We start from the raw sequence: 12,218 nt of genomic DNA on the forward strand, positions 1-12,218 counted from the left end.
CCTGGAGGACGAGGCGACTGCGACGACGCACTGAGCTGAGCATAGGAAGGACAGGAGCCCTATTGGGCGTAGCGGGCGGGAGCAGAGCGGGAGGTGAGGGACGCTGACGGGTAGCCCATGAGCCGCACTCCGGGCCGGCGCAGAAGCCATTCATCTCCAGCAGACACACGCCTGCCCAGCCGCCTTCCCAGGCGGCATGCGGCAGGGGCGTAGCTCTCTTGGCTGGCTGTGGCGGCTTGAGCTTCAACACCACGCGCTCTGGGGCGGCCCTCGCGCAGGGGCCAGGTGCGCACTGGCCGTGGGCAACCCCAGGTGCTCCAGAAGCGCTCTCACCCCTCCTGCTCCCTTCACGTACGCCAAGACCCGCCGCCTGCCTCCACACCTCAAGCACGCGAACACATCCAGGGCGAACGTCCTGCGCAGCAGCCCGGCCCAGTCGAAACGGGGTGTGCGCTCCTTCCTCGGCTCCTCCACCGTCGCGGCAAAGGCGGGGCTCTCCTCCTCCAGCCCCGGCTCCTCCCCCGCTTGAGGGAGCACCTGGCGGGAGTTGGATGCGGTGGGGTGGGCGCATACCCGGCGTGAGTTGCTCGAGAAGCGCTGGCCCCTGGTGACCCTCCGCGATGCCCTCGACGGAGAGTTCCGATACGGTTTTGACTATCGTGGCATGGCGCTCGAGGAGCACCCGGCGGCGGACGAGCCGGGCGCCGTGAGCGCGGTGAGCTTCTGGCTACCGACGGAGTTCTTGGAGGAGCACGGGCCGAATCACGTACGCGAGCTGGCCTTGGAACTGGCGGCTCCATTGCCCTTCTGCTCTGGCCACATTTGATCTGCCAGGCGTTCTCCGTGAAATCCGCGAGCGATGCTTCCGCCACCCGGGCTTGGACCTCCCAGACTTGGGAGAGCACTCGTGGAAGGTCGGTACGAGGACGCACGCACCCTGTGGGCCAGCTCCAAGCCCCCAGAAAGACTTGAAGAGGAGTCGGTCACCAGTCCACGCCGAGCCCCTCGTTCTCGCTCAAGTCCCTCGTTTCGAGTCCTTTGACACCTTCTCAGGACCATCATCGGAAGGCGGGGCGTGGCACTCGGGCGACCGCCTTCGCGTGCGCGATGGACTCCAGATGTTCCTCGCGCAGGAGGTTGTCCCGGCGGAGTCGGCGCACGCCGCGCTCAGCGGCCTCCAACATCATCCAGGCTTCACGGGCCTTCCGCGGGAACAGTTCGAGCGACTGGACATAGAGGCACGCGACATGGACGCGCAGCGCGAGGTTCGAGAAGCCGAGCCGTTGGACATGGCGAAGGCACTGGCCGAATTCCGCCCAGGGTCTGTTGAACGAGTACGCCAGGGTGACGAGATCTTCCGCGATGCCGCGCCGGATCCGCTGACGCTCGGCCTCTGTCCGCGCCTCGCGCAACCATCGCTTCTCCTGCCGGTTGGCTCCTCTTGGTAGGAGGCCGTGATGGTGGGCCGGTGACTACCGATGGAGACGAACGGTCCGGTCTTCGTCTCTTGGATAAAGCCCACGAACTGGCCGTTGTTCTCCAGGGATTGACCCGCTCCTACACCTTGAAAGTGGTGGGCGTGAAACCGTAGCTCTTGCCAAGTGCGCGGGCTCGGTCCCTTCGGAGAGTCCACGCGCCCTGGTTGGGGTCGACTTCAATCGCACTCATGAATCGCGCAGAATTGCCTGGAGGTCTTCCGGGATTGGCATGGGGGTGAAGAGGCCGACGTTCGCCCCTCCCGTGTTGCCCCGCGGTGCGCGTCCCAGGAGCGAGCCCGGCCCGGCCAGCACCAGGCGCGGCACCTGCCCGAGCAGCTCGCGCCAGTTCCGCGTGCGCCACGCGAAGGTGAACATGGCCCCGTGCACCTGGAGGTGGGCCAGGGCGTGGGCCTGGCTGAGGATGTGCGCGCGCTCGAGTGACGTCCACGCGGAGGACAGCTCCCCGCGTGACTCCGCTTCCCTCGCCTGGCCCAACTCCTTCTGGAAGTGCTCTCGTAACCTGGGATTCATGGAGCCCCTGCGCTCGGCGACCGTGAGGACTCCATGCCACGCGGAGCGGTTTGCCGCTATCTCCCCGTTCCAGGGCGCGGCATCTGCTAGGGTGGACCGGAGAGGTCATCCACCCTGGCACTACCATCGCCCCTTCTCCTCCTGGTTCTCATCGCCCTGTCCCCGGGTGCGCCGGCGGCCGCACAGCCCCAGGTCGCGACACCCGAGCACCCGCGACGGCAGGTCTTCGTCCCCAACAGCCCCAGCGAGCCGGTGCCGGAGGTGCGGGTGGCGGCCAAGGTCACCACCTGGCTGCGCTTCAACGCCCCCATCGACAAGGCCTCGGTGGAGGTGGAGGGGCGGGCCACGCGCTTCACGCTGGTGGACCCGGGCGAGCACACCCTCGCCCTCGAAATGGCTGTCGAGCCGGACCCCGGGGAGAAGCTGCTCGTGCGGGTGCGCTACAAGGACGGCGGCCCCCCGGCGTACGCCACCCTCGCGCTCGTCTCCCACCCCACGTTGGTGGACAAGGAGGTGGAGGTGGTGCGCCGCCCGCGCACCGTGGAGTCCCTGGAGGCGGCGCTGGCGGAGAAGGAGGCGGAGCTCGCGGCGCTCCGGGCCGTGAGCGCGCCCGCGGGGCTCGTGTTTTCCGGCCGGCTCAACCCGAAGGGCGTGCGGGCCCGCCTCCTCGAGCTGTCATTCATCGACACGCGGAGTGGGTTGATGGTGGCTAAGGGTGAGGGGTACCGCGCTGGGCTCTGGGCGCTCGCCGTCATCCAGGTGCGCAACCTTCCGGGACAGAAACCCTGGGCGCCCGGGGAGGCGCGACTCACCCGGGCGGACGGCACCCCCGTGAAGGTGCTCTCCGTGGACATGAACAAGGCGCAGCTCGCGCCCGGTGAGGCGGGCCTCGTGGCGGTGGAGACGGAGCGTCCCTTCTGGAAGGTGGACGAAGACCTCCGACTGGAGCTGCTGGACAAGGGCGGCAGCCGGCGCCTCTCCCTCCTCGGAGTGCAGCTGTAGGAGCGCGGGCCCATGACAAAGGAAGCGCTCCATCCGGACCACCTCCAACCTGGCCACTCGGTAGGGCCCTGGCACATCGTCCAGGTCCTGGGCAGTGGAGGCTCCTCCCGTGTCTTCAAGGTGGAACGGGACGGTCACCCCTACTCCATGAAGATGGCGCTGCGCCCCGTCTCCGACTCCCAGGACGAACTCCCGGAAGAGGCGTATGTGGAGGAGAAGAGTGCCTACCGGCGACTGGCGCGCGAGGCGGCGGCCCTCTTCACCTACGCCTCCCACCCCAACCTGCTGCGCGTGTACGCGGTGGACTTCTGGCCCAACCCCACCCAGGGCTACCCCTTCATCGTCACCGACTACGTGGACGGGGACGACTGGCACCGGTGGCGCTGGCGCAAGCGCCCTCACGCCGCCGGGCTGGTGGACACCTTCAGCGACGTGGTGCGCACCGTGGGCGCATTGCACGCGCGCGGCGTGTACCACCGGGACTTGAAGGCGGAGAACCTCCTCATCCGCCGTGAGGACGGCAGGCCCTTCCTCATTGATTTCGGCACCGTGCGCCTGCCGGGAGCCCTCACCAAGACGCTGGGCATCCCCGAGGGCGTCCTGCACCTGTTGCCGCCCGAGCTCCTGGCCTACATGCGCACCGGGGCATTGAAGCGGGGAGAGCCCTTCCAAGGGGGCGTGGCCGCGGACCTGTACGCCCTGGGGGTGCTGCTCTACCAGGGGCTCACGGACCTGCACCCCTTCAACCCCGAGCTTCCAGACAAGGAACTGCTGGCCGCCATCGCCTCCGTGCCCCCCACGGCGCCCCACCTCCTCAACCCCCTGGCGCCGCGCTCCCTCAGCGACATCGCCATGAAGTTGCTGGAGAAGCAGCCCGAGGACCGTTACCCGAGCACCGAGGCGCTACTCCAGGCGCTGGAGAAGGCCGCCGCGAGTGAGCGGCAATCCCCGGCCTGGAAGGTGCCGCTCCTCGAGGCGGCGCGGGGCCCGGTGGAATCGGAATCCACGGGGAGCGCGGAGCCGGAGCCACCCCGGGAGGAAGAGCACCCCCCCGAGGTGCGGCAGGAGTCCCCTGCCGCTGACCCTGGCCGCCCACGGCGTGCGAGGTGGCCCCTCGTCCTGCTCGCGAGCTTGATCGTGCTCGGCCTTGCCTTGTGGCTGGCGCGCCCCACACTCGTGCCCCCACCCGAGGCGCCACTGCCTGGGTCTGGCCGTTCCGAGAAAGGAAGCCCTCCCGTGTCCACCCCTCCCCGCTCCACCCCCTCGAGTCTCCTTGTCGCCTGGCTGTGCGCCGTCTCCGGTATCGGCTGCCCTGGTGCCCAGGTGAAGCCCCCGGAGCCCGAGGACTGCCCCGATGAGGTAACCCAGACCATGTTCCGGGACTTGAATGTTCAGACGGCCCTCACTTTTGGGGTCATGGTGGACATCAACCAACCTGGCTACCTGTCCGAATTGGGCGTCTACCAGGAGGGCCCCATCATCAGCCGTCTCGTGGCGGAAGGTGGCAACCTGCCCGACGGGTCGCTGCTCCACGGCCACCTCTGGACGGGCCCGGGCATCCACGAAATCCGGGGGGGCAAGAAGGTCCCGGCCGTCATGGGCCGCTACACGCTGGCCGTGCTGCCCGATGGGCGGAAGTACCGCGTGTGCCTCGTGCTGGGGGACGAGGACGGGCGTGTCCCGCTGGCGGAAGGCTCCAAGCCCGGTGCCCTGCGGCTGCCCAAGCAGTTGCCGGTGAGCTCCGTCTGGCGTTGGCCATAAGACAAACAAGCGCGGGGTCTTCTCCGCGCGCAGCGCCATCCGCTGGTCCAGCACGTGGTTCCACAGCGTGCCGAGCTGGTGGCCAGCGGTGCTGCCCTGCTTGACCAGGGCACTCACGGGGTACAAATTGTAGTCGACTACAATCAACCGAGCGCTGGGGTAGACAGGAAGGGGCCGGGCGAGCCATACCGCCTGGACCCGGTGCCTCCTTTCGACTCGTCCGACGTGCTCACCATGCCCGTGCCGCCCGCTCCTGACTTCCAGCAGCTCTTCGAGAGGAGTCCGGGTGCCCACCTCATCCTCGCACCGGATGCGGACTTCACCATCGTGGCGGTGAGCGACGCCTACCTGCGTGCCACCTTGACGACCCGCGAGGGACTCCTCGGTCGCGGCCTCTTCGAGGTGTTCCCCGACAACCCGGCGGACCCGGACGCCACGGGCACGCACAACCTGCGCGCCTCGCTCGAGCGGGCCGTGGCCACTCGCGCGCCGGACACCATGGCCGTGCAGAAGTACGACATCCAGCGTCCCCAGGCCGAAGGGGGCGGCTTCGAGGTGCGGTACTGGAGTCCCATCAACCTCCCCGTCCTCTCCCCCGAGGGAGCGGTGCGCTACCTCATCCACCGGGTGGAGGACGTGACGGAGTTCGTGCGCCTGTCTCGCCGAGGCGAGGAAGAGCGGGAGCGCACGGCGGCCCTCCAGACCCGCACCACGGAGATGGAAATGGAAATCTTCCGGGGGAGCCAGGAACTCCTAGCAGCCAACCGCGAGCTGCGGGAGGCGGTGCGCCTGCGCGACGAGTCCCTGGCCGTGGCCTCCCAGGCCCGCGCGGAAGCCGAGAGCCAGCGGGAATGGCTCCATTCGCTCTTCATGCAGGCCCCCACCGCCATCGCCATCTTTCGAGGGCCCCGCTACGTCATCGAGCTGGCCAATCCCCTGGTGTGCCAACTCTGGGGCCGCCGCCCCGAGCAGGTGCTGGGCAAACCCCTGTTCGAGGCCCTCCCCGAGGCGGCGGACCAGGGGTTCGAGGCGCTGCTGAACGAGGTGCGCGCCACCGGGGTGCACTTCGTTGGGACGGAGCTGCCCGCCAGGCTGGCGCGCCTGGAGGGAGGGGCGCTGGAGGACGTGTACTTCAACTTCGTCTACGAGCCCATGCGCGACACACGGGGCCACGTGGAGGCGGTCATCGTCGTCGCCACGGACGTGACGGAGGTGGTGCGCACACGCCAGCGGACGGAGGCGCTCGCCGCCGAGAAGCTGCGCGTCGCCGAGGAGCGGCTTCGCCTGGCGATGGAGGCCATGGAGCTGGGGACGTGGGACATGAACCTCACGACGGGCGCGCTGTTGTGGAACGAGCGCATGCGCACCCTCTTCGGGGTGGCGGCGGAAGCTCCGATGGATTACCCCACCTTCCTCGCGCAGGTGCATCCCGCGGATCGCGAACGCGTGGACCGGCTCGCTCGAGAGGCGTGGGCCCCTGGCGGCACGGGGGCTTTTTCCGTCGAGTACCGCATCGCCTCCCCAGAGGGCGGGACGCAGCGGTGGGTGAGTGTCCGGGGCCAGGTACATGGCGATGCCTCGGGGCGGCCCATCCGCTTCCTGGGCACCGCGCAGGACATCACCGAGCGCAAGCGCAGGGAGCTGGAGCTGCGACAGATAGCGGAATTTCGCGAACGCTTCCTCGGCATCGTTTCCCATGACCTGCGCAACCCGCTCAACGCCATCCTCCTGTCCGTCAACGCGCTGATGCGCGCCGATGGCGAGGTCAAGCATCACCTGAAGAACATCCGCCGCATCGCCACCAGCGCCGAGCGCATGGAGCGGATGATCGCCGACCTGCTCGACTTCACGCGCGGGCGGTTGGGTGGCGGCATCCCCATCAGTCCCCGTCCGGCCAATCTCCGCTCCATCTGCGGGCAGGTGCTGGAAGAGCTCGAGGCCGGAAACCCCCAGCGGGAGTTCCGCCTGAGCACGACAGGAGACTTCCAGGGCACGTGGGACCCCGACCGGCTCGCCCAGCTCTTCGGCAACCTCGGCAAGAACGCGGTGGACTACAGTCCCGAAGGCATCCCCGTGGACTTCGTGCTGCGCGACGAGGGGGACAGCGTATGCGTGGAGGTCCACAACGAGGGCCCGCCCATCCCGGCGGAGCTGCTCCCGGGCATCTTCGAGCCCTTCCGGAGGGCCACGGACGAGCAACATCCAACGTCCGGCCTGGGCCTGGGCCTCTTCATCGTCCAGCAGATCGCCCACGCTCACGGAGGCCGCATCGAGGTGCGATCCAACGAGGCGGAAGGGACCACGTTCAGGGTGTGGCTGCCGCGCGCCCCTGGGGACTGAGCGCGCGGCCCTCCAGGCTCACCCCGTCGTGCGCAGGCCGCCGGCGATGGCGTTGACCGTGAGCAGCAGCCGGGAGAGCAGCGGGTCGGCCTCGGCCTCTCGCTTCTCCCGCCGCAGCCCGCGCCACGTGCGCAGCAGCTCCACCTGCTGGCGGTGCAGCACGCGCAGCCACGGCTGGCGCAGGCGCAAGGCCTGGTGGATGTGGGGCCGGCGCTCCTCCAGGGGCCCTCCCCAGATGGCCTCCAACATGCGCCGGGTCCGCGCGAACTCGTCGCGAATCATCCCCATGGTCTGATCGCGGATGGCGCCCTCCTCGACGAGGGTCGCGTACTCCGCCATCACCTCCACATCCGCCGAGAGGATCGTCGTGCTGACATTGGTGAGCACGTACTTGCTCGGGTACCAGTCCAGGGCGTGCTGCTTGAGCAGGGCGAAGGCCTCGGGTCGCTCGCGTTGCAGGGATTCCAGGGCGCTGCCCACGCCATACCAGCCGGAGAGGAAGAAGCGCGACTGGCTCCAGCTGAAGACCCAGGGAATGGCTCGCAGGTCCGCCAGGGTGCGCTGGCCGGTGCGCCGCGCCGGGCGGGAGCCGATCTTGCTGGACTCGATCACATCGATGGGCGTCGCCTGGGCGAAGAAGTCGATGAAGCCCTGGCCCTGGACGAGCTGCTCGTAGGCCCGGCGGCTCGTCTCCGACAGCCGGTCCATGATGGGCTCGAGCGGGTGGGCCTCCGGCCGCACGCCATGGCGGGCCAGGAGCGTGGCCTCGGTCGCGCCCGCCAGGAGCAGCTCCAGGTTGTACACGGCGCTGATGAGGTTGGCGTACTTCTGGGAGATCGTCTCTCCCTGCTCGGTCATGCGCAGGTCGCCCTGGAACGAGGAGGGAGGCAGCGCGCTGAGGAAGCGGTGGGTGGGGCCGGCGCCACGACTGATGGTGCCGCCGCGGCCATGGAAGAAGCGGAGGCCCACCCCGTGGCGCTGGCCCACGGCCGCCAGCGCCTCCTGGGCGCGGTAGAGCCCCCACTGGCTGGCCAGGATGCCTCCGTCCTTGTTGCTGTCGCTGTAGCCCACCATCACCTGCTGCACCGGCCGTGAGGCGCCCAGGGCCTTCTGTTGCCAGGCCAGGCTGCGCCGCGTCATCGGGTGCGCCAGGAAGGCGGAGAGGATCTCCGGGCTGTGCTTCAGGTCATCGATGGTCTCGAAGAGCGGCACCACCGGCAGGTGGCACACCAGCCCCTCGGGCGTGTGGAAGGCCAGTCCCGCCTCGCGCGCCAGCAGGTAGACGACGAGCAGGTCCGACAGGCTGCGCGTCATGCTGACGATGAGGGCGCCCAGCCCGGCGGGGCCATAGGCCCGCAGGTGCTCGATGAGCACGCGGTAGCACCCCAGCACCGCATCCGCCCGCGGGCCGATGGGCGCTCCCGTCAGCGCGAACGGGCGAGGCGAGGCCAGCTCCCGCTCGAGGAACGCCAGGCGCCGCGCCTCGTCCCAGTCGACGAAGTCCGCCCCCTCCAGGCCCGCCGCCACGAGCAGCTCCCCCACGGCCAGGTCGTGGAAGTGGCTGTTCTGCCGGACGTCCAGCGACGCCAGCTGGAAGCCAAAGGACTGCACCGCGCGGATCAGCGGGCTCACCTCGCTGTCGGCCAGCCGGCCCGCGCCGATGGCCAGCAGTGACTCACGCAGCAACTGCAGGTCCGCGGCCAGCTCGGTGGCCTCGCGGTAGCGGCCCGGCTCGTCGTCGAGGCGAGCCGCCTCGGTGCGGCTCATGTCCAGCGGCAGCCGCGCCACCAGGAGGTTGAGGAACTGTCGCCAGGGCTCGTCCGGGTTGCGCTGGACGGCTCGCTGGCCGCGCTCGCCCAGCAACCCCGCCAGCGCGGTGCTCCGGGCCGTGAGCGCGGGCGGTGCGGATTGCAGCCGGTTGGAGAGGCTCAGTCGGGCGCTCAGTCCGGTCATCCGCTTCTGGAGCAGCGTGAGCGCGTTGAGGCGCAGCTCACCGAGCGTATGGCGGGTCACCTCGGCCGTGACGAACGGGTGCCCGTCCCGATCTCCCCCCACCCAGTCTCCAAAGGTCAGGCGCGGCAGACCCCGCGGATCCCTCAGCAGCTCGGGCTCGAAGCCCACCGCCTCCCAGGCCTGTTGCAGCCGCCGATCCAACACGGGCAGCGCCTCGGGGAAGACGTTGCGCAGGTAGTGGATGACATTGCGCAGCTCGGTGGGCACGTCCGGTTTCTCGAGGAAGATCTCCCCGGTGCGCCACAGCAACTCCAGGACGCGCTTGCACTCCTGGCGGATGGCCTGCTGCTCCAGGGGCGTCCACATCTGGTTCTCGCGCTTGACGAGCAGCAGATAGAGGGAGCGCTGGTGGTCCAGCACGCTGGCTCGCCTGGCCTCCGTGGGGTGGGCGGTGAGCACCGGCTCGACGCGCACCTGGGCAAGCACCTCGGCGATGCGCCGCGCCTCCAGGCCCCGTTCCCGCAGGTGGTGCAGCACGTGGCCCCACAGCCCGGTCTCGGCGGTCACGCCCTCGGTGGCCTCCTTCACCCGACGCTGCTGGGCGGCCGTGTTCTCCTCGGCCATGTTGAGGAGATGGAAGGCCATGGAGTAGCCCTGTACCATGCGCTCCGGCAGTCGCACCGGCGCGGCCCCCGTCTCCGGCTGCCTGGGTAGATTCCGAGCAACCTCCTGCTCGCCCAACTCCTCCAGCACCTCGCGGAAGCAGCCGAGCAGGAAGTCCAGGTCTCGCTCTACTTTCGACAGGTGGGCCGTCGAGGGTGCGGCGGTATCCATGGTTCGAGTCCTCCCGGTGAGACTCGAAGATAAGACACGGCGCCTCCAACGCCCACCTTCACCCACACCGATTGTAGTCGACGACAATTGAAACCCTCCCGGAGCCGCCCCACCGGGTTTCCGGAAGGGTCAGCGCGTCAGGGGCACTTGCTCACCATCATCTCGCCCCCGTTGTTGGTGGCGTTGAGACGGAAGCTGAAGACGTAGTCGCCCGCTTCCGGAATGGCGAGGGAGGACTCCGTGCCAGGACCCGCGGCGACCGCCATGGGCTGCTCCGTGGCGATCTTCACCGGAGCCGCTCCCGACACCGCGAACTCCTTCGACCAGTCCGTGCTGGCGAACTTGAAGGTGTAGGCGGTGGCCTCCGGCTCATGGACCACCACCTGGTAGACGTTGTCTCCCTTGTAGGCGAACCGACGGTTGGCGGGCGTGGCGCTGAAGTTGCCCCCACCGGCGTAGCTGCCACGAATGAAGATCTCCTTGCCGAGGGGACCAACCCCCTCGACGGTGGGGGCGGTGCAGTTGGCCAACGGTCCCTGGCCGGACAGGCCGCCGCCCGGGCCAGTCCGAGGGCCTTCGGCCGTCGGTGAAGCGATGTCGAAGAAGCGGCCTTCGAACGGCTTCAGCGAAATCTCATAGTTGCCGCCGGAGATCGCCACCTCGGCATCCCCCAGCAGGTCCACGAGGTCCCCCGCGCTGCCGATGGCCGTCCCAGCCACCGTGACCACCGCGGGAGCCGCCTTGGCGTTCAACACATACAAGACGTTGTCGGTGCCCTTGTCCTTGCGATCGACGTAGACGTTGCTGTCCGAGTAGATGTGCGTCCGGCTGCCATTGGCCAGCGCCGGATGGGCATCCCGCAGCACCATCAGCGCCACCACGTGCTTCTTCAGGTCCGCCTGCTCGGCCGAGAGCACCGTGGCGGTCCCGCCCACCGTGGTGGGAATCCCCTCCACGAGGGCGGAGGTCCGGGAGACATGGTCATCGCAGACGCCCCGGGTGGCACAGGTCGTGTTGCTCTCCTTGGCCGCGAAGCCCGCCAGTTCCTGGCCGACCTCGTCACCGTAGTAGAGGGTGATGGGGCCACTGTAGGAGGCCATGAAGCTGAAGGCGGCCTTGTGTCGCGCCCAGTAGGCGCCGTCCTGGACATCCGCCAGGGCCCCCCGTTGGAGGAGATCGCCGAAGCGGACCAGATCATGGTTGGTGAGCATCAGGTTCGGCATGGCATGGGCCGGGTAGGCCAGGTGGTTCAGGTAGCCCGCCTGGAGGTTGCTCGCCGCCCGGTTGCCCGTGCCGCTCTCCTCGACCGCCAGGGTCTGCACCAGGCTGTAGCGCACGGGGAAATCGAAGGCGGACAGCAACCCGGGGCTCGCGGCGGGGCCATAGCCCTGGCTGGCGATGTCTCCCGCCGCCCGCCAGATTTCACCCACCATGTACCCCAGCGGATGGACCGTCTGGCCGGCCGCGTTGGTGTAGCTCACGCTTGCCGCGGCTCCGGCGACGGCGGTGCGCAGGTCGTCCCAGTACTGTACCGGCACCTGATAGGCCTGATCCAGGCGCCAGCCGTCGATCTTGTACTCGGTCACCCAATGCGTGGCGACCTCCTTGAAGAACTCGAGGTCGGCCGGATAGACCGCCGTCCGCCCGGTGCTGCTCTGGGCCTGACCGGTGGTGGAGACCCTGCGGCCCAGCGGCGAGGCGTAGTCACTGGCATTGACCTTGAAGTGGCCGAATACGCCATCGAGGAACACATACAGCCCCCTGGCATGGGCGCCCTCCACCAACTCCTTGAGCTTGCCATTGGTGCCGAAGCGGGGGTCGACATTGAAGTAGTCCGAGGCGAAATAGCCCGTGGCATCGAGGCGATGGGCCCAATCGTCCTGACCACTCACGGGCACGGTCTTGAAAACCGGGGTGAGCCAGATGGCGTTGACGCCCGTCGACTTGATGGAATCGAGGCTGTTGATGATTCCTTGCAGATCCCCCTTGTGGTGGCTGGTGCCGTAGCCGGTGTTGTAATCCGCGGTGCTGTCGCCATCGACGAAGGCCTCGACCATGATCTGGTAGAGGCGCAGACCACACTCCGTCTCACCATTGCCCTTGAAGCAGGCCAGACGGCTGTCGGCCCTCCCCGCGGCGACGTCGACCGTCGCCTTGTAGGCCGCTGGGTCACCACCCCCATCCACACCCGCGTCCACACCCGCGTCCACTGGCGGCGGAGGAGGAGGGTCACCCTCACCGCCGTTACCACCACGGCAGGAAAACAGAACACCGGCAATCGCCAACGCGAGAATGAATTTCAGCCACTGCATGAAGGAA

Annotated in this window: 8 protein-coding genes; 4 read left to right on the forward strand and 4 right to left on the reverse strand. The window is 68.7% G+C overall.

The window, feature by feature from the left end; genetic code table 11:
- The first annotated feature begins 556 nt into the window (after positions 1-556).
- The gene (locus tag VF794_RS17590; protein ID WP_331111880.1) at positions 557-826 is read left to right on the forward strand and encodes a type VI immunity family protein; all 270 of its coding nucleotides are present in this window, start codon (positions 557-559) and stop codon (positions 824-826) included.
- Between the two features lie 232 nt (positions 827-1,058).
- Here the strand turns inward: VF794_RS17590 and VF794_RS17595 are convergent, their stop codons facing one another.
- On the reverse strand, positions 1,059-1,412 hold the full coding sequence (locus VF794_RS17595) for a hypothetical protein (RefSeq protein WP_331111882.1): 354 nt from the start codon (positions 1,410-1,412) through the stop codon (positions 1,059-1,061).
- Between the two features lie 252 nt (positions 1,413-1,664).
- Positions 1,665-2,009 carry a DUF3703 domain-containing protein gene (locus tag VF794_RS17600; RefSeq protein ID WP_331111884.1) on the reverse strand — a complete coding sequence of 115 codons (345 nt, stop codon included), beginning with the start codon at positions 2,007-2,009 and terminating at the stop codon, positions 1,665-1,667.
- Positions 2,010-2,165: 156 nt separating this feature from the next.
- On the opposite strand from VF794_RS17600, the gene VF794_RS17605 reads away from it, so the two are divergent.
- The 3 genes from VF794_RS17605 to VF794_RS17615 all read left to right on the forward strand — a co-directional run bounded on the left by VF794_RS17605 (position 2,166) and on the right by VF794_RS17615 (position 7,112).
- Complete coding sequence (locus VF794_RS17605) at positions 2,166-3,011, forward strand: DUF2381 family protein (protein ID WP_331111894.1); 846 nt, start codon at positions 2,166-2,168, stop codon at positions 3,009-3,011.
- Between the two features lie 12 nt (positions 3,012-3,023).
- A complete protein-coding gene (locus VF794_RS17610; protein WP_331111886.1) occupies positions 3,024-4,772 on the forward strand; it encodes a serine/threonine-protein kinase in 1,749 nt (582 codons plus the stop codon).
- A 201-nt stretch (positions 4,773-4,973) separates the two neighbouring features.
- Complete coding sequence (locus VF794_RS17615; RefSeq protein WP_331111888.1) at positions 4,974-7,112, forward strand: PAS domain-containing sensor histidine kinase; 2,139 nt, start codon at positions 4,974-4,976, stop codon at positions 7,110-7,112.
- Positions 7,113-7,130: 18 nt separating this feature from the next.
- Here VF794_RS17615 and VF794_RS17620 read toward each other — a convergent pair whose 3' ends face one another.
- Both VF794_RS17620 and VF794_RS17625 read right to left on the reverse strand, forming a co-directional pair.
- Entirely contained in the window at positions 7,131-9,899 is a 2,769-nt protein-coding gene (locus tag VF794_RS17620) for a phosphoenolpyruvate carboxylase (protein WP_331111890.1), read from the reverse strand.
- A gap of 137 nt (positions 9,900-10,036) precedes the next feature.
- Positions 10,037-12,218: alpha-amylase family glycosyl hydrolase (locus VF794_RS17625; protein ID WP_331111892.1), on the reverse strand; the 2,182-nt coding region annotated here is incomplete at its 5' end.

Source organism: Archangium sp., from assembly GCF_036389735.1.
Classification (GTDB): domain Bacteria; phylum Myxococcota; class Myxococcia; order Myxococcales; family Myxococcaceae; genus Archangium.

Excerpts from the sequence above, each read along its gene's own strand:
- VF794_RS17620 (WP_331111890.1), bottom strand. The coding sequence starts at position 9,899 with ATGGATACCGCCGCACCCTCGACGGCCCACCTGTCGAAAGTAGAGCGA.
- VF794_RS17610 (WP_331111886.1), top strand. The coding sequence starts at position 3,024 with ATGACAAAGGAAGCGCTCCATCCGGACCACCTCCAACCTGGCCACTCG.
- VF794_RS17600 (WP_331111884.1), bottom strand. The coding sequence starts at position 2,009 with ATGAATCCCAGGTTACGAGAGCACTTCCAGAAGGAGTTGGGCCAGGCG.